The sequence below is a fragment of the Parasphingorhabdus sp. genome, from assembly GCF_039982415.1.
Classification (GTDB): Bacteria; Pseudomonadota; Alphaproteobacteria; order Sphingomonadales; family Sphingomonadaceae; genus Parasphingorhabdus.
In genome coordinates, this window is sequence record NZ_JBDWYL010000006.1 from 154,570 (window position 1) to 176,615 (window position 22,046).

Below are 22,046 nucleotides of genomic sequence, written 5' to 3' on the forward strand. Positions count from 1 at the left end.
CATTAGCTAGGACAATAGAAAAAGGGGCGCTTCTAAGGGAAGAAGCACCCCTTTTTGTGACGAATGCAATGATGTGAATTTAGAACTTAACACCCGTTGTAATTCCAAAGGACCGCCGTTCACCGAAAAACTCACCATAAGTGTTACCAAATGGCAGGAGAACGACAAAAGCATTGGATAGATAGCGCTTGTCAAACGCATTGCGCACCCAAAGTTTGACATCAATATTTTCAATGTTCACGCCAACACTGCCATTTACCAAGAAACGGCTTGGAATGATCCCGAGATTAGCGCTGTCGGCGAAAAAGTCACTTTGCCAACTTACGTCGGTCCGTAGAAAATAACTGCCATCATCACCCAATGGTCCATCCCATTGCGCGGCAAAAGAGGCTTGCGTGGGCGGAGTGCGTTCCACTTCATTGCCGCTAATATCGCCATTGGTGTTACAGACAATATTATCACAAGGCGCAGACACTCCAGGTGTTCCGCGACTGAACCGACTATCCACCGTACCGGTGCTATATTCAGCATCACTGTGCGAGAAAGTGGCATCAAAACTCAAATTATCTGTCGCTTGCAGCCGCGCAGCCAGTTCTACACCAAATACTTTTGCATTACCCAGGTTCAAAGTGATTGAGGGCACGTTAGGATTGGCGGGATTTGCAGGATCTTCATCTGCTGCATTGACCTGAATATCGGTCCAATCCGTGTAAAAGATCGAACCATTCAAGGTAAGAATGCCATCAAACAAACTGCTCTTCGCACCCAATTCGTATGTCCAATTGCTTTCCGGTCCAAAAACCCGCTCATCCGGAACACCGGCACCAGGGTTGAAGCCCCCAGCCTTGACCCCTCTGGCGGCAGAAGCAAAAAACAGAACTTCATCATTCAAATCATACTCGGCTGTAAAGCGGGGTGTAAATTCCTTGAATGTCTCGCTTAAAGGATTGGTGGCCGAAATGCCGACACGGTTGTTGGTCGCGGTAATTTCGGTTTCCGAATACCGGCCTTCAATGCCCAGGCGCAATCTGCCATCACCAGATGTCCATTGGGCTTCACCAAAGACCGAGATAACTTCTGTTTCAATGGTCTCATCGGTCAGCAAAATATTAAACGGGCCCGGATTAAAGCTGAAGTTCGGTACCGGTGTCCCGTTAAATGGCACAAAATTGGCGCCATTTGTAATGGGCGCTATATTGATACTGCTGAAGCGATTATTGTCCTCGCCATCGGAATAAAACCCACCAATTGCAACCCGAATTGTACCATTGTCATAGGTCAATCGCGCTTCATGGGTGTCATAGTCAATATTACCGACAGGGGTTTGCTGGAAGTTACACAAAGGTGCAAAACCACCCGCTGGTCCAACCAATGTACCACAGTTAATAGGATCTGGTTCTCCGCTCGTCCCGATGTTCACATCACCATTAACATTGGCGAATGTGTAACTTAGATCGAGATCATCCGTTAGCTCCGCATCAAGAGCAAGCCGGAAAATACCGGTTTGAGCCTGTGATGCAAAACTCCGTGGATCCGTAACCACACTATCTGCCGGTCCCGGTAATTCTCCACAAATTAATGGACTGAAAGAAAAGAAACGCGTCGCTCCACAATTGGTAACCGGCACCAAACCGTTATTGGTCGGCGTAATCGTCGCCGGATCCAGCAGCCCTCCTGCACTATCTGCAATGAACCGGGATGCGCGCGCTTCGCTGTTGGTATCGAAATAATTATAGGACGCCTCTAACGTTACGCCATCAAATGGTCGCACCGCAGCCGATACGGACAGAGCTGTGTTGTCCCATCCCCCCACTTTGCCTCTTGTGCTGGGTCCGTCGATATCCAGATTGGCAAATGGATGGGCATTGTCCCAAGAACCGTCATATTTAGAATAGTTATAGGACCCCGCCAAAGCAAAATAATCATTGACTGAGAAATTCAAGAAAGCGCCGAAATCACGCCGCTCGTCAATACCAACGGTCGCTTCGATCTCACCCGAAACCTCTCCATCAATCGAAGCTTTGCGCGGCAGGTAATTAATCGCACCAGCAAACGCATTCCGGCCATAACGAGCGCTTTGCGGGCCTTTTACCACTTCGATCCGCTGCAAATTGGCAGTCCCAATATCCACCGCCCAAGAACGGGGAATATAGACGCCGTCAAAAAATGTAGACACATTTGATTCCAGCGCCGTGACGCGAGTCTGAGCCTGACCGCGAATAACCGGTGCCGCAAAGCCACCGGAAAAATCCTCAAAACTAAAACCTGGAGTGAAGCGAGCAACATCGTCCAGCTCTTGGATACCCTGTCGCTCGATGGCTTCTTCGTCAAAGGCTGTGATCGCGAGCGGGACCTCTTGGATATTTTCTTCCCGACCACGAGCGGTAACAACGATCACATTTTCATCAGCGGCTGCGGCAGCATTTTCTTGTTGTGCCACGGCTTGCGATGGGATCGCTGCGGTCAAAGCAGTCATCAACGCAAGTCCGCTTACTTTATTGAGCAATTTTTCCATAATATAGTCCCCCGAATCCTCATTTTTCGATGCAGGCGCTTCCTACGAGCTGACCTTGTACCCTGATCATAAGGACAGATTGAAAACTGCATCTGGGCAAGTGCAAAATGCCCGACAGTCGGATAGAAAAATCGACGAAGCTAATTTCGCACTTTTACAAATTTCTTGCCTCTCAGTCCAAAAAAATCATCAAAGAATCCCATCAAACCGAGCCTTAGCGCCTTGTTTCCGAAAACTAATCGTAGAATTTTTACGAACCAATTTTATCTCAAATATCTGCACAATGAACATTTTTTGTGGCACGCTAAGCGAATGAAAGCCTATCCCCTATGCAATGTCTCTGTCCATAATCGGGAACCAAATCATGAGCATTATCGATCTTTCCAACAACGGTGCTAACGACGCGGCAAATGCCTTCCTCGCGAAAAACGTGCACAAGAATTTTGTCGATGGGGAATGGGATACATGCGCTTCGGGTGCGACGTTCGAAACGATCGATCCAGCCACGGGTGGCCGACTAGGCGACATTCAACGCAGCGCGGCCGAGGATATTGATACAGCAGTATCTGCGGCCCGCAAAGCATTTGATACCGGGCCTTGGCCCCGCATGACGCCATTGGAACGCAGTCAGATGCTTTGGAAAATCGCAGATATTCTAGAAGCCAATATTGATGAACTGGCCGAACTGGAAACGTTAGATCAAGGCAAGGCACTCTATGTCGGTCGTTGGGCTGAGATTCCCGGTGCGATTGCTCAGTTCAGATATTTTGCTGGCATGGCGACAAAACTCGAAGGGTCTACAATCCCGACCTCGATCAACTATCAACCGGAAGGCAAAGAAGTTTTTGCCTATACCCTGAAACAACCGGTCGGCGTCGTAGGGGCTATTGTTCCATGGAATTCGCCTTTGGTCCTGACCGCGATGAAACTGGCCCCCGCGTTGGCGGCCGGCTGCACCATCATATTGAAACCATCAGAAGACACTTCGCTCACTGCAATTAGATTGGTCGAACTCATCGCCGAAGCCGGCCTGCCAAATGGTGTGCTAAATCTGATCACCGGCTATGGATCAGAAGCAGGCGCCGCTTTAGCCTCTCACCCGCAAGTTGATAAAGTGAGTTTTACCGGCTCAACCTCAACCGGCCGCGCAATATTGGATGCCGCCAAAGGCAATTTGAAGCGCGTCACATTGGAACTTGGAGGTAAATCGCCGGTCATTATCATGCCCGACGCTGATTTGGATGCGGCGATTCCCGGCGCGGCCAACGCGATATATTTTAATGGTGGCCAAGTGTGCATCGCCGGGTCGCGCCTTTACGCGCATCGCAGTGTTTTTGACAAAGTCGTTGAAGGTGTCGCCACGCAAGCAAATCAGATCAAGCAAGGTCATGGCTTGAACCCCGAAACGCAAATGGGGGCACTTATCTCAAAGCAGCATGCATCAAAAGTCGCCGATTACATCGCGGAGGGGAAAAAGGCTGGCGCTTCGGTTTTATGCGGTGGGGAAACGGCAGGACCCAATGGCAGTTTTGTAACGCCGACAGTTCTAACCGATGTAAAACCAGATATGCGCGTTGTGCGCGAAGAAATATTTGGCCCCGTTGTCGTTGCCATGCCTTTTGATGATATTGACGAAGTTGTTACGGCCGCAAATGACAGTGATTATGGACTGGCTGCAGGCATTTGGACGGAAGGTCTTTCGAACGCTACGCGAATTGCCAATCGGTTACGCGCTGGCACAGTGTGGATTAACAGCCATGCCATGTACGACGCTTCCCTCCCGATTGGCGGGGTAAAGCAATCAGGCTGGGGAAGAGACAGCGGACAAGCTGCGCTGGAAAATTATCTCGACCTTAAAACTGTTTGCGCCATCGTTTAATCTCAACCTCCCAATTGCCCGGGATAATGGGATTCATGATTTTCTGCGTACCAATCTGAAATTTCTTCTCGCCGCGCCCACCAAACAGCTTCATGCTTTTGGGCATGCGCGATAAACTCGCGGATCGCGCGAACACGGTGCGCGCGCCCCGACACATGAGGATGCAAACCAACATTCATGATCCGCGACGTTTCAGCACCCTCGGCATATAGCGTATCAAATTCCTCAATCAGCTGATCGCGATATTGATCAGTCGTGAGCGCTTGCCTCGTAACCATGGTAAAATCATTGATCACATTGGAGTAAGGAACACCCACAATCGGGCCATGCTGGGTTCGGATCATAAAAGGTTGATCGTCATTCATCAGATCACAGTAAAATTTAAAACCCTGATCAGCCAAAATCGCTGCCGTGTTTAGGGTTCCGCGCAATGAAGACGACAACCACCCGACCGGACGCTTGCCAACATGTTTTTCATAGGTTTCAATTGATCGCAGGATGACGTCCCGTTCGGCCGCCTCGTCATGCGCAAAATTGGTAAGCAGTTCGCCTTGCTCATAGTTATGAGCCAATAGTTCCCAGCCCCGTTCAATCACTGCATCGGTCATCCCACTGCGTCGTTCAAAAGTGACCGCGTTGGTTGTGCAGCTCGCAGCAACGCCCATTTGGTCGAACAAATCAATCAACCGCCAAATCCCTACGCGCTGGCCATATTCGCGCCATGTATAATTGGGATAATCGGGTGTGTTGCCAGGAAGAATATCCGGCAAGATCGGAGGACCACCCGCGTAATAGGGTTGCTCGGTATCTTTCGTTAGATCCCAGGTCTCAAGATTGAACGTGAAAACAAGCGCCAGCCTTTTTCCTCCTGGCCAGACCAGAGGGTTACGCTGAGGCATGGGCACATAGTCATATTCGAGCATGATAATCCTTTAACAATCTTCAAGCAGGCGGCCAAAACCAGCAATCCGGTCCATAATGCCGTTTTGTCGTAAGGCGTTCCAGTAAGTTGCTGTGTTAATCGCGATTACCGGTTTTCCCAAATAAAGTTCGGCCGCAGCGGCAAACCGGGTCATTGATAAATTTGTGCCCACCTGCACTAAAGCATCGATATCATCACCATCCAGTTTGTTAAGTTCCTCCCGCAAAATTGCTGTGGGAACTTGAGCGATGGAAGTCCAACTCGGACAGCGCAAACAGGAGTCCCGGACAACCGCGATGCCGTGGTCGGACATGAATTCCGATACCTGTTTGTTGGCGGAAGGATAATAGGGTGACAAAACCGCGATTTTTTTTATGCCGCCATAAGCGTGAAAGGCTTCGATCAAAGATTGCGATCCCGTGCAAAGCTGAAGGCCGGCCTCCCGTTCAATATTATCCTTCCATTTCTGAGCCCCTTCAGCGCCACCATAGAAAGTTACAGCTGACATACCCATCACCAGATAGTCCGGATTGCAGGTCAGCACGCCCTTCACTGCTTCTATCGTGTTGCGCGAGATTTCCAACGTGCCGGCCATAAATGTCTCATCCGAAATTGCTTGCGCATCTTCGACGACAATCCGGCTATAATGATTGGTCACTCCGTAAGGGCGCAAATCATCAAAATCGGGTTGGACGATAGTGTTGGTTGAAGGACCCAGAACACCGAATAGAGCACGATGGCCAAGAGCATCGGGATTGGGTCGCGGTTTAATTGGCATCAGGCGACCGCTTTTTCCAATTCCAGGCTTTCGATCATGGACTGACGCAACAAAAAGCCACGCCGGGCTTCAGGATCATCATGCAAGCGCATCATTTCCTCTTTGCGCTTGTCATGAACCCCATCCTCACCTTCCGACAAATATTCCATATTCCGAATAGTTTGCGCCTGGATAAAATCGTGGGTGGTCTTATGGCGCTGCCGTTCGAACAATCCCAACATACTATCCGCATCCGCTGCATCATTATATATGCGGACGAGTTTGTCACAAAGATTAAAAGCATCGTGAATGCCGCTATTCATTCCAAAACCACCAATCGGATTGTTCAGATGAGCAGCATCACCGATAATGGAAACGCGGTCATGTACAAATTTTTTCGCCACTCTTTGGTGGACCCTGTAAATCGTACGGTGCTCTGTCGCAACGCCAGCCCCATCGCCCAGCAACCGATCGAAAACATCATTTTTTTTGTGGTCTGCTAGTAACTCTGCATCGGGTTGCTCTTCTTTTGCAGGAACGAGAACGCGCCATAGCGAGGGCACTTTGAGTAGGACCATCCATTCATTCGGATCCGAAACATAATTTACATGACAAAGATTGGGGAGCTTGTCCTCCAGCCTTTCTTCGGTCGTGTAGCAAAGAAACTTCTCTGGATAAGTGAAACCATCAAAATCCACATCCAGCCATTTGCGGACTATGCTGTTCGAACCATCCGCTCCAATAAGGAAATCGGCACGGATCTGAAGAATGTCGGTTGGGCTTTCTGCATAAATATCAACCCCATCCTGGTCCTGATTAAAACCAACCAGACGGTGAGAAAATTTCACATCAGCGCCCGGTTGCGCAAGAACCGCTTCGGAAAGCATACGGGACAAATGATATTGTTCGCATTGGATCCGATAAGGGAAACGCGTCTCATCCGCGATTTCTGTCATGTCAAAGTCAATGACTTCTCCAGTTTTCCGTTCCCGAAAATGATAAATGGGCGCTTTCAATCCCCGCGCGATCAGTTTTTCGGTAATGCCAAACTGATCCAGCATTTCCAAAGTCGGTGGGTGAAATGTGGATGCTCTTAAATCGAGCGCACAATCTACCCCGGACTCCAGTAGGATAACGTCAATACCATTCATCGCAAGATAATAGGCCGCTACGCTTCCCACTGGTCCAGCGCCCGCAATTACAACCTGTGTTTTCAGATGCCGCATCCAAGCTGCTCCCGTTTTCTGAAGCCGCAGCTATAGGCATAGTTGAGAAAGGACTGCATGGCCGTCTCGAGCAGTCTCCGCACAGCGGTGAAGCTAATCGGATATTATCCGTTCGGCGGATAACCGGAATGCCACTTCCCATATAATAGGCAAGCGCGGTAAGACCGCTGTCACTTATCGAAGGAACTGACTCATGGCTTTCAATTCTCGTCCGCTACGCGACATCACGCAGCAAGATATTGATGACTACCAGCGCGACGGCGCCGTTTGTCTGCGCAAAGTCTTCGACCGCGACTGGATCGAGATGCTGGAACCGCTTGCACGGGATGTCATTATCGACAAGAAAGACGTCGGATTGCTGCCTACGATTCCGGGACGATATATGGCGCGGTGCATGCCGGAATATCGCAAGTTCATATTTGAGTCACCGCTGGCAGAAGCCGCCGGCCAGGTCATGCAATCTAAAGAGATTCGATTCTTTTTTGACGAGTTTTTCGCTAAGCCGCCGCAATCTGACGCAGCGACGTTATGGCATTGCGACCGGATGGCTTTTCCTGTGGAAGGCAAAATGGTACCTTCTTTGTGGATTCCGCTCACTCCCATAGTCAAAGAAAATTGTTTAGAAGTCTTGGCTGGCACCCAACATGATGACGTGCCCTATTGGCTGTTCAGTCCCAATGCGCGGAAAATGATTAAACCCGATGATCGCGTAGCTCATCCCGATATTGAAAGTCGTCGTGATGAAGAGGGATTGCGCTTTTTAAAATGGGATATGGAGCCCGGCGATATGTTAGTCGTCCATCCCTGGGTTCTTCACTATTCAGCCGGCAATCCAACCGATGACTGGCGCGTGGCCGTCTCGGAGCGTGTATTTGGTGATGATATTCGCTGGGCCCCGCGACCAGATTGTCTGAACATTGCCGGAGTGAGCTTTGATGAAATGCTCGAGGGCGAAAAACCAGAAGGAAGTCACTTTCCATTGCTCTGGTCTCAAGACGGGCGGAGCGACGATGACAGCCAATATCCTCGTGGATTTGCAACCCGTTGGCCCAAACGCGATATGGGCGGCGTCAATGAATATGACACCTTCCAGAAAATGAAAGTGAAAGAAGATGCAGGCGAACTGTCACAAAAAGACAGCGCCCCGGTAAACTGACAATCTCATGTCAGTCTATAAACAATTATCAGACCGCATTGCTGCTCCTGAAATTTTGGTGGCGCCAGGCGTCTATGATGCCTTTTCCGCCTGGCGCGCGCAGTCTCTTGGTTTTGAAGCGGTGTTCCTATCGGGCTCTGCGGTGGCGATGATGCATTTGGGACGACCCGATATCGGTTTGCTCACCCTTCCCGAAATGGCGGAGATAACCGGAAGAGTAGCTGATCGCGTTGACATCCCAATATTTGTCGATGCCGACCAAGGGTTTGGCAATGCCGCAATGGCTGCTCGGACCATGCAAATGCTGGAACGCGCTGGCGCCGCTGGCATCCAGATGGAAGATCAGCAATCCGCCAAACCCTCGCGCGCCATGTTGAGTCGACCGCTCGTCTCAACCGAGGAAATGGTCGACAAAATCAAGGCGGCGCTCGATGTTCGCAACAATGCCGGTCTGATGCTTAGCGCGCGCTGCGATGCGGCTGCGCAAGAAGGCGTGGAGGCCGCACTGGATCGCGCCGCGGCTTATGCCGCTGCCGGAGCCGATATGATTTTCGTGGAAAATTTGACCCGCAAAACCGAAATGACAATGCTGGTCGACCGGATCGGATTACAAAAACCATTGCTCCACAATTTGCTCCGTACCGGTGAAGAAGTACAAGATGCTGCGACCTTGCAGCAAATGGGATATAGCGTCGCCCTGTTTCCCGGCATCATTCCAAGCGCCGTCGGCGTCGGCATTGATTCGGCTCTTGCCGCGCTCGCCGTGCAATCCAAGGTAGCAAATAATAACCCTTCCACCGATCGCATCAACAGCGCCGACTATCTTAACTCATTCAGGACCGACTAACGGGAGTTCCATCTTATGAAGCTTTTTTATTCGCCCTTTCATACCTTTGTTCACAAAGTGTTGGTCACCGCCCATGAATGCGGTCATTGGGATGAAATTGATTTTGTGGCCACGTTCCCGTTCAAAAATCTTGATGGCGAAGACCAAGGTGATGCTTATTCCATCGCCGCTATCAATCCGCTGGATAAAGTCCCCACGTTGGCGACTGACAGTGGGCAAGTTATTTTTGGCAGTCAGGCGATATGCGAATATCTTGATGCCCATAGCACGGCGCGGAAATTATATCCGGCGCCGGGGCCGCAACGATGGGACGCGATTACCCGCCTGGCGCTTGGCGACACAATCTTCGAGACCACCGTGCAGATGGTCGCCGAACAATGGCAAGAACCAGAGCAATGGAATATCCGGGTTTTTGAATCGTTATGGCCAAAATATATACGGTCGCTGGACAAACTGGAGTCTCAAGCCCCCGGCTGGCAGGGATTTGATATCGGTCATGCGGCCTTGCTTCACGCGATCAGCTATCTTGGTTTTCGAGCAGAATTCTATGAAGCAAAAGATCCGATCCATCCGGATTTTCGTTGGCGTGATGGCCGTCCCGCTTTGTCTGATTGGTATGATGAGGCGATCCAGCGCCCTTCGGTAACCGCTTTTTACAATGTCGATTTTAGCGGTGATAGCAGCGCTCAACGATGCCAACAGGCGGTCCGTGATGTGCTGGCCTTGCAAAAGGAAAATAAGACATGATTGACTTCTATTATTGGCCCACACCCAATGGCCATAAAATTGCGATTGCATTGGAAGAATTTGGCCTCGAATACCGGGTCAAACCGATCAATATTTTGAAAGGCGAACAACATGAAGCGGCTTTTCTCGCGATCAGCCCCAATAATCGTGTGCCGGCAATTGTCGATCATGATGGCCCTGACGGAAAGCCTCATTCGGTTTTTGAATCGGGCGCGATATTTTTATATCTGTGCCGAAAGACCGGCCAATTTTGGCCCGCTGATCCCGTTCAGCAATCGATTGTCACCCAATGGCTGTTTTTCCAATGCGCCAATGTCGGTCCAATGTTCGGTCAATGCGGTCATTTCCGCGGCTATGCTGATGAAAAAATAGAATATGCAATCAACCGTTATCAAGGTGAAACCAAAAGACTCTATGGCTTGCTCGATCGAGAACTGGCTGGGAAAAACTGGATTACCGGCGGTGATTTCACTATTGCGGACATGGCCACTTATCCCTGGATGGACAATCGACAACAGGAATTGCACGGCATTGATATCGGCGCATTCCCCCATGTTGCCCGTTGGCTTCACGATTGTGAGAAACGTCCTGCTGTCCAGCGCGGCATGGCCGTGTTGGCAGAAGATATGAAAGTGGGCAATCCGACCGAAGAAACCAAAAAGGCTTTTTTCAACCGGGCCTAATCATCCTGTAATGCGCGCAACAGAATATTGACAATTTTACTGTCATCATATTGAAAATTCACTTGTCCCGTGCGGGCAATAGTCAATCCAGCTGATGGAATAATATACACACGCTGCCCGCCAAATCCGTCGAAGAACATAATATCATCCGCTAGATATTTTTCGCTGTGCAGCACCGTAAGCGGGTTTTCCGGATTGTAGCGACGTTGTTTTTGCCACTGTGCGCCGCGCCAGATGTGCAGTCCATAAGCGGCGTTGGTCGCGGCGGGTTCCGCCATTTTGGCAATCCAAGACGAGCCAATAACTGCCGCTTCGCCGACATGACCTTGATTGCGTATCAATTCGCCCAGGCGTGCCCAATTTTCCAATGATGAGAATAAGGCAGCAAAATGATGAATAGATCCATCTTTACGGTCGAGCCAGAAATCGGCTTTGCCGTTACCGATCGGGCACCAAATTCTTTGCTCCACAAAACGTGGATAAGATATTTTGGCCTTGGACTGCAGCGCCCGTGACAGGGCCAACCCTGCCAATTGGCTGTTAACATTATTGTATTTAAACTGTTTTCCTGCTGGCTCCGTCGCCGGATAGGACAAGGCTACGGCATTAATGTCTGATTGCAACATCAAAGCAAGCGCCTTTGAACCCGGTTCCTGAAAGGAGTAGACTTTGAGACCGCTTTCCATGTGCAAGACTTGGCGCAGCGTCAAATCACCGCGGGGATCGCCATCCCATTCTGAAATATAGCGGCTGATTGGAACATCGAGAGACGGAATGATACCATCTTCTAGTGCCGCCATATAAGCTAGGCCCAAAAGCGATTTATTCATCGAATAGCTGTCGGTCTGAGTCTGCGCATCTGTCCCTTGTTCGTAAGTTTCGTGAATGACGGATCCATTCCAAACCACCATCAATCCAATGCCTTTTTGTGCATCTGAATAGCTTTTTGCTTGTTCCAGTGCCGCGTTCAAACGATCGGTCACCGCTGAATCATTGCGCGCTATCGGCCGCACCGTGCATTTTTGTCCTATGGTTTCCACCGGTTCGAATCTGTCGACATCGAGAACGGTTGCACCTTGTAGGAGTTTAGCCTGTTCGGCGATATTGCGCAGCGGGACCGGTTTGCTGGAAACCGATGAACAAGCAGACAATATCATCACGACCGCAGTCATTGCTAAGGCTCTGCACAATAACATCATATTCATTTATCCTTACTGATTGAGACACCCGATTGCGCCAGTGGATGGGAATGGGGAAGATGAGGTTTCAAATGAAAGTTGAGAAAGGAGATGGTTGTCTGCAACGCATGATCAAACCGCTTGTCAATGACCGAAGACACCGGTTTGATTCGTCCAAATTTGCCGCCAAAATAATGGTCAACATCATCCCCCACCCAAAGCCACCGCGCTCCCATGGGAGTCGCTGCATAACTGGCTTTGTGGAGTTCCCAATTATCAATGAAACCGGGTAAAATATCTGCGGTTCCGGTGATCGTAAGACTGGGAACAGAAATGGTTGACCAGCCCTTTTTATCAATGGTTTTCGCAATTGGTCCCGGCGGTGACCAGGCCACCAAAATATCCGCATCTGCAATCAACCGGTTGGGCTGTTGGCCATCTGGATCCCGTGCAATCGCCCCCGCACCCAATTGGGCGATGAGCGCACCATAGCTATGCCCCATTAACGCCTTTTTGGATGAGTCGATTTCCAATCCCAATCCTCGCAATCTGGCGCGCAAAACTTCTGGTTCTGTAGCCAAAAAAGCCACTTCTTCATTGCGGGTTCGCCAGACACGGGCGGCTTTGGGTTTGGGCCGAAGCGCCAATATCTCAGCATCCAAATGAATCGGAGCAACGACGATATAACCTGCCGCCGCAAGCGGGCGCAACATTTCACGATACCGATCAGGGCTTGAGAAATTTCCGGTAGAGAACAGGATCAAGGGAAATTGGCCCTTTTGATCTGGTGCAAAAACCACTGTTTGAAAACGATGCCCGCTGGGCGTTTCGAGAACCTGCTCCAAGCCCTGAACACTCATGTCTGCAAGCGGCGCTACGTTGCTGCCTAACTTGGGCGTGCAGCTGGCCAAGTGCAAGGATATGATCAGAACGACAAGCTGGCCGAAAAGGCGTCCGCAGTGTCTCACCCCTGCCCGGTAAGATCGCCAATGACAGAGTCGATAATGGCGCCAGTCTTGTCATCAAGACGCTTTTGCAGGGCTTCATCGGGCTGATAATTGTTCACGGCGTGCGAGACATCTATGCCTTGATCCGCCAATGCTTGTTCCAATATCAGTTGCCGGTCCGTCAACACACAAACTTCCCGAAGCAAACTGATTAATGCACGCCCCAGATTATCGGTCTGCTCAGGTAATAGCAGCGAGCCATCCGGGAAATTGAAGCTTTTCGGATCTTTAAAATCGGGGCCGCTCATATTGGCTTTCGTCCTCTCACAATATGCGGGTAAATCCCTTCAGCAGAGGTATCGACAAAGCCCGCCTCTCGAGCAATTTCTGCCAAATCAAGGCTTGCTGATTCCCGCCAATGCGGCTCGCCTCCATATTTTGCTCCACGGTCGGCTTTCCACGCAGATAGCTTATCGAGATCGGCATAGCGTGTGACGTCGGACATGATCAGATCACCGCCTGGTTTTGCGACCCGAAACGCTTCTGCAAATATGTTCCGGATGGCATCAGATGGAACTTCATGAAGTAAGATATAGGATGCCACCAAATCGAAACTATCGTCGGCAAATTGCGTATTCTCAGCCGGCTGTTGATAGAGCTTCCAATTCCATCCGTTGGCATTGGCCGTGCGCAAAGCATGTTCCAGCATTCGCGCAGAAAGATCTACGCCGGTGATTTCCGCATCGGGATAGATTTCAGCCAAGGCCGTTGTAAAATGCCCACTGGAACACCCCATATCCAAAATTTTATCATAATGGTCTTGCGGCGCCATTTGGGCGATTTTTCGGCGTTGCTCAAAAATACCACCTGGAAAAAAGCGCGCCACCATTTTTTTATGAATTATCTCGCCGTGGACATAGCCCATATGTTCATGGCCTTCCCAGCCGCCAGTTGTGCGATGAAAATGCACGCCCTCCCAATAGGCAGGCGCTTCCATTTGCGGATCAAGCGTGAGCGTTGCCGGCCCGTGCGTTGTCGCATCCAATATAGGTTGCAAATCGGTTTGAATTTCCTGAAAGGCTTCAATAGCAACCTTACCATGAGACCGGCCATGCCAATCACCCATTAAACGCTGGGTTGCAAATGCGGTAGATTGCGCCAATGCCGAAGTTATCGCGGTATCGCGGGCGTCGAGATCGTCCGGCAAATTATCTTGATCAACCAACCGTGCGATATCCGCGTTCAGTTCATCCCGAACCGGTGCTACCGCCATACCCATTTGTGCTAAGAAATTCACCGACGCACGGCCGCGCTGCTTCAATTTTGGATCCTGCAATTCCATTTTCACGCTCCTTTACTGTTTGCCGTGCCTGTCACCTCTTCTTCTGTCAGCTTATAACCCGATAACAGCCATATGGCGATCACACCAAATAGCGCCGGCAGCCAGCAGACGGCAAATAACAGAGCCGTGTCGACATTGCCGCCTTGCGGCACATCAAACGGCAATTTATTGTTAAACCCAGCAAATGACAGGGCAAATCCGACAATTAATGGGCCCACCGCACCCGTTAGTTTTTCAACAAAACTGTACAAGGCTGTAAAGGCTCCTTCTCGCCTTACACCTGTTCGCTGTGCATCCTCGTTGATAATGTCAGTAAGCATCGACATGGCCATGATCACATTGCCGCCAAAAGCAATGCCGACGAACGCACCGCGCAGGACGATCGACCAGATCGGCTCCCCTTCCACGGCGAGAGACCAGCTGAGTGCATAGAAAATATTGACGCCGGCAGCGACATAATAAGCGCCTTTCTTGCCGATCCGTTTGGACAGTCGAACCAAAAGCGGCGCGAAGAAAATTGTCGAGACTGTCACTGTTAAACCAAAAATTGCGAGTATGTTAAAGTCGCGGCCCAAGGATTGGACAAAGAAATAAGCAAATGCCGCTCCCATGGTTTGCACGCCCAAAAGCTGTGCAAATTTCACAGCAATTAATCGTAAGAAGTTTCTGTTGCTTTTGACGGCTTGAAACTCATCCACCATTTGAGCAGCGTTGCTCTTGCTGCTGGCCTCACCGGCCGCGGTGAAGCGAGCTTTGGCTGTTGTGAGATAAGCTATCATCGTGCTGACTAATATTGCCACAGCGCAGACCATACCGACAATCATATAGCTTTGGGCCTCTGTTTTGCCGAGATATTCCAATGCGACTTTCATCCCGGCACCGGCCGCTAACCCGCCCAATGATACAAATACGATGCGAAAAGCGTGAATAGATGACCGTTCATGATAATCGTCGGTCATCTCAGCCGGCATCGACATATAAGGGATATTGTAGAGCGTATAGGCAAAGGCGTAGATGCAAAGGGCGACAAACATATAGGCAGCCGTCACATATTGATTGCCCAGCGAGGGCGTGCTGAAAATCAACGCAAAACTAATGGCGCTGAGCAAAGATCCCCAAAATAGAAAGGGCCGGCGCCGGCCGCGCGGTGAATTATGCTTGTCGCTCCAGACTCCAACAATGGGGTCGGTCACAACATCCACCATTTTGGCGAGAAAAATCACCAATCCCGCAAGCCAAGGGTCAATTTGCAATATGCTGGCGGTAAATACCAAGATCAGCCCAGAAATACCGTTCATTAACAATGCGACGCCAAAGGCGCCCGTTCCCCAACCCAGCTTCAAGGAAACAGGCAGCTTGCTCCCCGTGGCATCGCTCGTGATTTTTGTCGCAGCTGTCGCCATCATCGCCCCTTTTGTGGCACTGGCATCGGGTCATTAGCTGACCGCACCATCGCATTTATGATCAAATTGGGAAGATAGCTATTATCCCACGGACTGTCTGCCGGTGGACGACCACCTGTCCGCAGAATGACCAATTGCTGAGAAGGAATCACATAGACAACCTGATTTCCATTCCCGTCAAAGAGAAACAGGTCTTGCGCAGCATAAGGCTGGCTGTGCACAGTCTGACCAAATTTCAGCGACGGATTAAGCGATCCACGGCGCTTTATATATTCACCGGCAATCCATACGCCGAGGCCCGCATGGGGGTTTTCCTGTGTCGCTGTCGTCATGCTTTTGACATAGCCTTCCGGCAGCAATTGCGCACCATTCCAGGTCCCATCCTGCGCTAGCAAAATGCCAAAGCGTAAATAGGTTAGAGCTGGTAATTGGATACAGCATCCGGAATGGGCAGTCCCCCCCGGACGGTTGACCCAGATGGTTCCTCCAGCAGCGCCCAAGGGCTCCAACAAGGCTTCGGTCAAATATTGTCCGTAGCGTTTTCCGGTCGCCCGCTCGATCACCGGGGCGACCAATTCTGAATTTGCATTTGCATATTCATAGCGGCTACCCGGACTGTTCACCAAAGGATATTCATTGATGATAATCTCATCATGCCGGGGATGAAGATAGGCTTTGTTGAGCACATCTTCCGGCCCTTTGGCTGGCCCTTGCGGCAATAAACCGGTGCGCATATCCAGCAAATGGCGCACCAGAATTTGGCTGCGCTGCGCATCATTTTTCCATTCCGTGATGAAATCCGCCACCGGTTGATCCAGCGACTTAATATAGCCCTGCTGGATTGCTCGACCGACAATGATGGCGGTTAATGGCTTGGCCAAAGACTTAGCGTTAACCAGCTTGGTCGCGCTATAACCATCAAAATAGGCTTCCCGGGCAATCGCTCCGCGATCCCAAACAAGAAAGGCCGAACTATTGCGTGTTGCGGCAAAGGCTTCCGCTTTGTCCAAAGCTTCGGACGCAATTTGTGGTGTCTCGGCAATGGGCAGAGCTTCTTGTTTCGAAGCGCCGCGAACCTGTTCCAACGGATCATAGCTAGGCAAGCCGCCGCCAATTGTTGCTGCTCGTGTTTGCGCCGCATAACGCTCCATATAAAGCGCCTCTTCATCAAGCCCGGCAGCAGGTTTTTCGGCCATGGTTGCGCAGCCAGCGGTCATCAAACTGATGGCGACAAAATATGATTTCAGGTTCATCATGCCAATAAATCCACTTCCAGTCCTCTATCTTGCGCGCAGGCGCGTTGCCAAACTCCATGGGCGGCGGCGAGGTCTTGAGACGCGACGCCCAGTGACTTGTAAATGGTGATTTCATCGCTTTGCTGGCGGCCCTCTAAATGGCCTGCGGCAACCGCTCCAATTTCGCCGACAATATGATTTTCGGTCACATTTTTGCGCTCTATTGCACCCAGCAATTCCCCTGCCGCGGCCATCGCTGCCTCGCGATAGTCAACAAAAAATCGCGCGCGCGCAACGCCGTCATCATCCATTTCTGCCGTCGTTGGTATGGCCGATCCAACAAGATTAATATGTTGCCCGGGTTGCAGATCTTTGCCGAAAATAATCGGTTGCTTCGCTGCGGTTGTTGTACAGATAATATCTGCATCCGCGATGGCAGCAGCGCTGCTTGTGGCCGACTCTATCGAAAGACCGGTCGCCTTGGCAGCGGTTTGGACAAAATCTTGGGTGCGCTCAATATCACGGCCCCAGACCTTCACCTGGGCGATATCTCGTACCGCTTGCATTGCATATAGGTGGCGCATCGCCTGTTCACCATTGCCCAGAATAGCGAGCCGGCTCGCATCATTATTGGCCAGCAAATCAGTCGCGAGCGCACTAGCGGCAGATGTCCGGATAGCCGTCAAACTGCTGCCTTCAATCATCGCCAGCGGAATGCCTTGCACGCTATCAAAGAGCATCACCATCCCGACATGCGTGCCTAAAGGGTCGTCATGGGGGCGATCATATTTACAAACCAACTTTATCCCAAAACAAGCTGGATCTCCGAGCGTACCGGGCATGATCGCCAATTTTCCAGTCCCTTCCGGAACCGGCATGAACTGCCGGATAGGCAAGGTTACATTGCGCTGCGATGTGGCCATCATGGCTTGCCGCATCACGCCCACGCATTGATCAATCGGCAACAGCCGTTCGACATCTGACTGGGTAATAATCCGCATCTTCTAGCTTCCTCGCGGAGGTAAGAACCGCATCTTGTCCATGACGTCTTGCACATTGTCAGGTCGATCAAACGGCTCCGGCATGGCCTCACCGGGTTTGCGTTGCTTACCGATGGCGTAGAACCAATCCTCCAAACCGGGCGGCATGAATACCCAGAACATTTTCATGTCGGTCTTCCCGGTATTTTTGATCCAGTGGGTGCAATTGCGTGCGAAGAGCACGGTCGTGCCGGGAACAAGCCCGGTCACTTCGCCGTCAATATCCACCTCACCCGTGCCTTCATAGATAAAGACCAATTCATGATTTTGTTTATGGCCATGTTCCCGCACCATTCCTCCTGGCGGCATGACTTGAACCCCGCTGGAAAACGTATCATAGGCCATATTATCCGGCGTCAGATTGACATCCACATAACCGCGCGAAGGCATGGGTTGCCACCAGGATGTTCCGCCTTCCGGGCCGACAATAACCGATTTTCCCTTGGTAATGTCGTTTGCCATTTCAGCCTCCTTATTCGTTCAAAAATGCCAGCACGCGCTGATTATATTTTTCTGTCGATGCGATCGGACAAAAATGCCCGCCATAGTCCAACAAATGGGTCTGCGCGCCTGGTATTAGCGCGCCCATTTCTTCGGTAAAACCGGGTGGCGTTATTTGATCATCGCGCGATCCGATGCATAAAGTCTGTACCGCAATATCCGGCAAACGGCTCCGCAAATCATGGGTGTAAACGGCATTGATCCTTGACAGTTCGACTTCCAAACCGGGAAAGGCTGCCAAACGGTCTTCCATGAATTTTCTGGCCGACGTCATTTGCGGCTGCAACACCGCACTCGGCATAGCCAAATAGGTGCCCATAGTAAGATAAGCGAGCGGCCCGCAGCCAATTAATATTTCGCGCCGCGTCCGGAATAATTCGGTCAAATAAGTGTCTGGGCCGGCCCAACTGCACGACAGAACCAGCTTGTTCAAACGATCCGGATGATCAAGCGCAATATGCTGGCCAATAGCACCGCCAGTGGAGTGGCCAACCAAAGACGTTTGGGCAATATTCATTGCATCCATCAAGGCGAGTACATCCTTCGCCATATGCTCTGCCCCATAGACGACCTTATCCGGCGTGCTTGCTCCGCAGCCGCGATGATCGAAGGTAATCACCCGAAAATCACGGGCAAAGGCCTGCACTTGATTGGTCCAAAAAGCACCGCGGCCGCCCAGCCCGGCGACGAGTAGCAAATCCGGTCCTGTACCGGTTATTTCGGTATGGATTTCGGCATCGCCGACATCTATTTTTTGGACCTGGCTGTCTATCATATTGCAGCGAATACCGATTTGGTTTGCAAATAAAGTTCGAGTCCGTCGCGGCCATTTTCTCGGCCGATACCGGATTGTTTATAGCCGCCAAGCGGCACGTCCCAATCAGCACCCATCGCGCAGTTCAGTCCGACAATGCCTGATTTAACCTGCTTTGCCATTTGATGCGCTTGGCCGAGATTTTCGGTCCAGATTGCGGCCGCCAAACCATATTGGCTGTCATTGGCCAGCCGCATGGCTTCGTCGGCATTTTCAAAGGTTTGGACAACCAAAACCGGTCCAAAAATTTCTTCCTTTACCACTTTCATATCATTGTTGGTTTGTTTGATAATCGTCGGCTCGAGAAAATATCCATCCTCGCCATGACGATCACCGCCAATAACCGTTCCGCCCTCTTCGCGGCCGGCTTCAATATAGCCGGATACACGATCAAATTGCTTTTGTGATACGAGCGGCCCCAAATCACTATCCTCATCCAGTCCAGGCGCGATTGTCATGCCACGGCCAACTGCAGCCACGCCTTCGATAACCTGATCCGCAATTTTCTCATGCACATACATGCGCGACGGCGCTGTACAGGTTTGGCCGCTGTTAAAGAATATACCCATAGCAGAAGCCGGAATTGCGGCCTCCAAATTTGCATCGTCCATGATAATATTCGGTGATTTTCCGCCCAGTTCTAGGCTAACTTTTTTCAGATCGGCCGCCGCAATTTGAGCAATCGCTTTGCCGGTTACCGTTGATCCGGTGAAGGCAATTTTATTCACCCCGTCATGAGAAGCGAGCGCCGCGCCAGTGGTCCGCCCCAATCCAGTCACAATATTCACAACGCCCTCAGGAAGCCCGGCCTCCAGCATGATTTCCCCCATCCGCAGGGCGGTCAGAGACGTATCTTCCGCTGGTTTCAGGACACAAGTACATCCCGCAGCGAGCGCCGGACCCAATTTCATTGCCGCCATGACCAATGGATAGTTCCAGGGAACAATAAGCGCTACGACACCGACCGGTTCTTTCAACGTGTAGACATGAAAATCGCCGGGCATATTCACATTATGTGTACTGCCATTTATTTTGTCAGCCCAACCAGCATAATAGCGGATAGCGCTGGCCGATGCGAAAACTTCACCGCGGGCAAATTTGATCGGCTTCCCGTTGTCCAGTGTTTCAAGTTGCGCAATTTCTTCCGCATTTTCTTCCATTAAGGCTGCAATCTTGTGCATAATTCCAGACCGCTCTCCCGGCTTCATCGTCGACCAAGGGCCATTTTCGAACGCATCGCGTGCCGCGGCCACCGCCATATCAACATTTGCTTTGGAAGACTCGCCAATCGCCGAAATGGCTTGGCCATCCGCTGGGTTGACCACATTAATCGGTTCACCGCCATCGGCATTGACCCAGTCTTTGCCAATAAGAATTCCATGCGATCTGGACAGGAATGATTTTGTTCCAGCAGATAGTTCAACTAGCGCCATTATGAAGCTCCATATTATGTAACATTTTTTGATAAGGTTTCAGTGCGAAGAAGATCAACAACAGGCCCAGAATCATGGCTGCTGGCGGCGCAAGCGCCAAGGATTGGTTGATAGCACCGGGCGTACCAAACAGATCATCGGTCAACCAGGCGATCAAAATAGGCCCGGCGGAATAGCCCACCAGATTGGCAATGAGCAGATAAACCGCAACGATCTGCGCGCGCATACGATTAGGTGTGATAAGCGGAAAGGTCGCTACACCAGCACCAAAAGGTACCGTGCCCAAAAACAGCACAAAGCCCAATAAAATCAAAGCTAGAAGGGGTGAAGATACAAGAGGAAATGCAATCGCAAAAGGCAAGGCCATAAAGACTGCAATCATCGGCAACCGAAGGGTCGCGTCTTTAATACCCCTCGACAACCAGCGTTCAGCAATAAAGCCGCCAACCACCACGCCCGTGAGACCGCTAAACATAACTACAGGGCCAAAATAGCGGCCGACTTCCCACTGCGACCATTCATGGATGCGGATAAAATAGCTCGGGGCCCAAGCACCAATTCCGAATTGCGCACCAGCAAAACAAGAAAAACCGAAAAAGAGTGGGAAGAACACTTTGGCATGCTGGCTGATGAAGGTCAGAATTTCCAGCGCTGGCGGCGCGTCATCGGCAGCGAGCACAATATTATCGTCTTTGCGCGCCGGTTCGCGGATCATCAGCAAGCAGATAAAAACCGGGATACTCAGCAGCGTGACAGCAAAAAAAGTCATTTGCCATGGCTCAAAAGTTCCAAATGGTAATTTGGTGGGGCCGCTGGCGCTTAGCTTTTCATATAAAAAACCACCGATGACCAATGCCAGTCCGGACCCGATAAACCCCGATCCCGTAAACACGCTGATCGCTGCGGGCAATTTTTCCTTGCTGAAATAATCGCTGACCATAGAAAAACCCGCTGGCGCCAAAGTGGCTTCGCCAACCCCGACCAACATGCGCGCAAAAAACAGCATCGCAAAACCGGTCGCCAATCCGCTCCCCATAGTAGCTGCCGACCAGCAGATCAGACCGCCTAAAATCACCCATTTGCGGTTGTGACGATCAGCAATCCAAGCCAGAGGAATAGCCAATCCGGCATAAAGCAGCGCGAAAGAAAAGCCTTGCAATAGGCTGATCTGCAAGTCGGTCAGACCAAGATCCAGCTTGATCGGGTCGACCAGCAAATTGATGATCTGGCGATCAACATAGCTGACAATTGATGCGAAAGAGAGCGCCGCCACGACCGACCAGGCGCGCAGCGGCGATATGGCTTCAGAGCGTTTGTCTGAATAGGCCTCATTTGCTGAATCGCTAGTCCCGGGAGCCGATGCATTCATAGGTTTAGTCTCTATGCTCCAATCAAATTCAGGCACAGTCAACCCGTATGTT

At 50.9% G+C, this 22,046-nt stretch carries 20 protein-coding genes; 5 read left to right on the forward strand and 15 right to left on the reverse strand.

Annotated features, from left to right (window positions below):
* Positions 1 to 79 precede the first annotated feature (79 nt).
* The gene (locus ABJU74_RS06455) at positions 80 to 2,515 is read right to left on the reverse strand and encodes a TonB-dependent receptor (RefSeq protein ID WP_348383866.1); all 2,436 of its coding nucleotides are present in this window, start codon (positions 2,513 to 2,515) and stop codon (positions 80 to 82) included.
* A gap of 364 nt (positions 2,516 to 2,879) precedes the next feature.
* Here ABJU74_RS06455 and ABJU74_RS06460 point away from each other — a divergent pair, with 364 nt between their 5' ends.
* Positions 2,880 to 4,394, forward strand: a complete 1,515-nt coding sequence (locus ABJU74_RS06460; RefSeq protein WP_348383865.1) for an aldehyde dehydrogenase family protein — start codon at positions 2,880 to 2,882, stop codon at positions 4,392 to 4,394.
* Between the two features lie 2 nt (positions 4,395 to 4,396).
* Here the strand turns inward: ABJU74_RS06460 and ABJU74_RS06465 are convergent, their stop codons facing one another.
* From ABJU74_RS06465 to ABJU74_RS06475, 3 genes are read right to left on the reverse strand one after another with little or no spacing between them, the layout of a single operon-like run.
* Positions 4,397 to 5,317, reverse strand: coding sequence for a polysaccharide deacetylase (locus tag ABJU74_RS06465; RefSeq protein ID WP_348383864.1), 921 nt, complete (start codon positions 5,315 to 5,317; stop codon positions 4,397 to 4,399).
* A gap of 9 nt (positions 5,318 to 5,326) precedes the next feature.
* On the reverse strand, positions 5,327 to 6,094 hold the full coding sequence (locus ABJU74_RS06470; RefSeq protein ID WP_348383863.1) for an arylmalonate decarboxylase: 768 nt from the start codon (positions 6,092 to 6,094) through the stop codon (positions 5,327 to 5,329).
* A complete protein-coding gene (locus ABJU74_RS06475; RefSeq protein WP_348383862.1) occupies positions 6,094 to 7,299 on the reverse strand; it encodes an NAD(P)/FAD-dependent oxidoreductase in 1,206 nt (401 codons plus the stop codon). The genes ABJU74_RS06470 and ABJU74_RS06475 overlap by 1 nt, the downstream gene beginning before the upstream one ends.
* A gap of 193 nt (positions 7,300 to 7,492) precedes the next feature.
* Between ABJU74_RS06475 and ABJU74_RS06480 the strand changes: the two genes are divergently transcribed.
* Genes ABJU74_RS06480 through ABJU74_RS06495 form a run of 4 tightly spaced genes read left to right on the forward strand, consistent with a single transcriptional unit; the run spans position 7,493 to position 10,732 of the window.
* Complete coding sequence (locus ABJU74_RS06480) at positions 7,493 to 8,455, forward strand: phytanoyl-CoA dioxygenase family protein (protein WP_348383861.1); 963 nt, start codon at positions 7,493 to 7,495, stop codon at positions 8,453 to 8,455.
* A gap of 7 nt (positions 8,456 to 8,462) precedes the next feature.
* Entirely contained in the window at positions 8,463 to 9,302 is an 840-nt protein-coding gene (locus tag ABJU74_RS06485) for an isocitrate lyase/phosphoenolpyruvate mutase family protein (RefSeq protein ID WP_348383860.1), read from the forward strand.
* A 15-nt stretch (positions 9,303 to 9,317) separates the two neighbouring features.
* Positions 9,318 to 10,049 carry a glutathione S-transferase family protein gene (locus tag ABJU74_RS06490; protein ID WP_348383859.1) on the forward strand — a complete coding sequence of 244 codons (732 nt, stop codon included), beginning with the start codon at positions 9,318 to 9,320 and terminating at the stop codon, positions 10,047 to 10,049.
* Positions 10,046 to 10,732 (forward strand): glutathione S-transferase N-terminal domain-containing protein, encoded by a 687-nt coding sequence (locus ABJU74_RS06495; protein ID WP_348383858.1) that lies wholly within the window; start codon positions 10,046 to 10,048, stop codon positions 10,730 to 10,732. Before ABJU74_RS06490 ends, ABJU74_RS06495 begins: the two co-directional genes overlap by 4 nt.
* Here ABJU74_RS06495 and ABJU74_RS06500 read toward each other — a convergent pair.
* From ABJU74_RS06500 to ABJU74_RS06550, 11 genes are all read right to left on the reverse strand, one after another.
* Positions 10,729 to 11,937, reverse strand: a complete 1,209-nt coding sequence (locus tag ABJU74_RS06500) for a serine hydrolase (protein WP_348383857.1) — start codon at positions 11,935 to 11,937, stop codon at positions 10,729 to 10,731. The genes ABJU74_RS06495 and ABJU74_RS06500 overlap by 4 nt on opposite strands.
* Positions 11,934 to 12,770: a hypothetical protein gene (locus ABJU74_RS06505; protein ID WP_348383856.1), complete on the reverse strand. Its 837-nt coding sequence runs from the start codon at positions 12,768 to 12,770 to the stop codon at positions 11,934 to 11,936. The genes ABJU74_RS06500 and ABJU74_RS06505 overlap by 4 nt, the downstream gene beginning before the upstream one ends.
* 104 nt (positions 12,771 to 12,874) lie before the next feature.
* Positions 12,875 to 13,165, reverse strand: a complete 291-nt coding sequence (locus ABJU74_RS06510) for a hypothetical protein (RefSeq protein ID WP_348383855.1) — start codon at positions 13,163 to 13,165, stop codon at positions 12,875 to 12,877.
* Entirely contained in the window at positions 13,162 to 14,199 is a 1,038-nt protein-coding gene (locus tag ABJU74_RS06515; protein ID WP_348383854.1) for a class I SAM-dependent methyltransferase, read from the reverse strand. Before ABJU74_RS06515 ends, ABJU74_RS06510 begins: the two co-directional genes overlap by 4 nt.
* A 2-nt stretch (positions 14,200 to 14,201) precedes the next feature.
* Positions 14,202 to 15,605: an MFS transporter gene (locus ABJU74_RS06520; protein WP_348383853.1), complete on the reverse strand. Its 1,404-nt coding sequence runs from the start codon at positions 15,603 to 15,605 to the stop codon at positions 14,202 to 14,204.
* The gene (locus ABJU74_RS06525) at positions 15,602 to 16,858 is read right to left on the reverse strand and encodes a serine hydrolase (protein ID WP_348383852.1); all 1,257 of its coding nucleotides are present in this window, start codon (positions 16,856 to 16,858) and stop codon (positions 15,602 to 15,604) included. Before ABJU74_RS06525 ends, ABJU74_RS06520 begins: the two co-directional genes overlap by 4 nt.
* Positions 16,855 to 17,838: an ornithine cyclodeaminase family protein gene (locus tag ABJU74_RS06530; RefSeq protein WP_348383851.1), complete on the reverse strand. Its 984-nt coding sequence runs from the start codon at positions 17,836 to 17,838 to the stop codon at positions 16,855 to 16,857. Before ABJU74_RS06530 ends, ABJU74_RS06525 begins: the two co-directional genes overlap by 4 nt.
* A gap of 3 nt (positions 17,839 to 17,841) precedes the next feature.
* Complete coding sequence (locus ABJU74_RS06535) at positions 17,842 to 18,339, reverse strand: cupin domain-containing protein (protein WP_348383850.1); 498 nt, start codon at positions 18,337 to 18,339, stop codon at positions 17,842 to 17,844.
* 10 nt (positions 18,340 to 18,349) lie between these two features.
* Complete coding sequence (locus tag ABJU74_RS06540; RefSeq protein ID WP_348383849.1) at positions 18,350 to 19,153, reverse strand: alpha/beta fold hydrolase; 804 nt, start codon at positions 19,151 to 19,153, stop codon at positions 18,350 to 18,352.
* The gene (locus tag ABJU74_RS06545) at positions 19,150 to 20,625 is read right to left on the reverse strand and encodes an aldehyde dehydrogenase family protein (protein WP_348383848.1); all 1,476 of its coding nucleotides are present in this window, start codon (positions 20,623 to 20,625) and stop codon (positions 19,150 to 19,152) included. Before ABJU74_RS06545 ends, ABJU74_RS06540 begins: the two co-directional genes overlap by 4 nt.
* The gene (locus ABJU74_RS06550) at positions 20,612 to 21,994 is read right to left on the reverse strand and encodes an MFS transporter (protein ID WP_348383847.1); all 1,383 of its coding nucleotides are present in this window, start codon (positions 21,992 to 21,994) and stop codon (positions 20,612 to 20,614) included. The genes ABJU74_RS06545 and ABJU74_RS06550 overlap by 14 nt, the downstream gene beginning before the upstream one ends.
* Positions 21,995 to 22,046: the final 52 nt, after the last annotated feature.

Coding starts and splice junctions, on each gene's coding strand:
- ABJU74_RS06500 (WP_348383857.1), bottom strand. CDS start 11,937: ATGAATATGATGTTATTGTGCAGAGCCTTAGCAATGACTGCGGTCGTG.
- ABJU74_RS06490 (WP_348383859.1), top strand. CDS start 9,318: ATGAAGCTTTTTTATTCGCCCTTTCATACCTTTGTTCACAAAGTGTTG.
- ABJU74_RS06545 (WP_348383848.1), bottom strand. CDS start 20,625: ATGGCGCTAGTTGAACTATCTGCTGGAACAAAATCATTCCTGTCCAGA.
- ABJU74_RS06485 (WP_348383860.1), top strand. CDS start 8,463: ATGTCAGTCTATAAACAATTATCAGACCGCATTGCTGCTCCTGAAATT.
- ABJU74_RS06540 (WP_348383849.1), bottom strand. CDS start 19,153: ATGATAGACAGCCAGGTCCAAAAAATAGATGTCGGCGATGCCGAAATC.
- ABJU74_RS06460 (WP_348383865.1), top strand. CDS start 2,880: ATGAGCATTATCGATCTTTCCAACAACGGTGCTAACGACGCGGCAAAT.
- ABJU74_RS06530 (WP_348383851.1), bottom strand. CDS start 17,838: ATGCGGATTATTACCCAGTCAGATGTCGAACGGCTGTTGCCGATTGAT.
- ABJU74_RS06510 (WP_348383855.1), bottom strand. CDS start 13,165: ATGAGCGGCCCCGATTTTAAAGATCCGAAAAGCTTCAATTTCCCGGAT.
- ABJU74_RS06480 (WP_348383861.1), top strand. CDS start 7,493: ATGGCTTTCAATTCTCGTCCGCTACGCGACATCACGCAGCAAGATATT.
- ABJU74_RS06520 (WP_348383853.1), bottom strand. CDS start 15,605: ATGATGGCGACAGCTGCGACAAAAATCACGAGCGATGCCACGGGGAGC.
- ABJU74_RS06470 (WP_348383863.1), bottom strand. CDS start 6,094: ATGCCAATTAAACCGCGACCCAATCCCGATGCTCTTGGCCATCGTGCT.
- ABJU74_RS06465 (WP_348383864.1), bottom strand. CDS start 5,317: ATGCTCGAATATGACTATGTGCCCATGCCTCAGCGTAACCCTCTGGTC.
- ABJU74_RS06495 (WP_348383858.1), top strand. CDS start 10,046: ATGATTGACTTCTATTATTGGCCCACACCCAATGGCCATAAAATTGCG.
- ABJU74_RS06505 (WP_348383856.1), bottom strand. CDS start 12,770: ATGAGTGTTCAGGGCTTGGAGCAGGTTCTCGAAACGCCCAGCGGGCAT.
- ABJU74_RS06455 (WP_348383866.1), bottom strand. CDS start 2,515: ATGGAAAAATTGCTCAATAAAGTAAGCGGACTTGCGTTGATGACTGCT.
- ABJU74_RS06515 (WP_348383854.1), bottom strand. CDS start 14,199: ATGGAATTGCAGGATCCAAAATTGAAGCAGCGCGGCCGTGCGTCGGTG.
- ABJU74_RS06525 (WP_348383852.1), bottom strand. CDS start 16,858: ATGATGAACCTGAAATCATATTTTGTCGCCATCAGTTTGATGACCGCT.
- ABJU74_RS06535 (WP_348383850.1), bottom strand. CDS start 18,339: ATGGCAAACGACATTACCAAGGGAAAATCGGTTATTGTCGGCCCGGAA.
- ABJU74_RS06475 (WP_348383862.1), bottom strand. CDS start 7,299: ATGCGGCATCTGAAAACACAGGTTGTAATTGCGGGCGCTGGACCAGTG.
- ABJU74_RS06550 (WP_348383847.1), bottom strand. CDS start 21,994: ATGAATGCATCGGCTCCCGGGACTAGCGATTCAGCAAATGAGGCCTAT.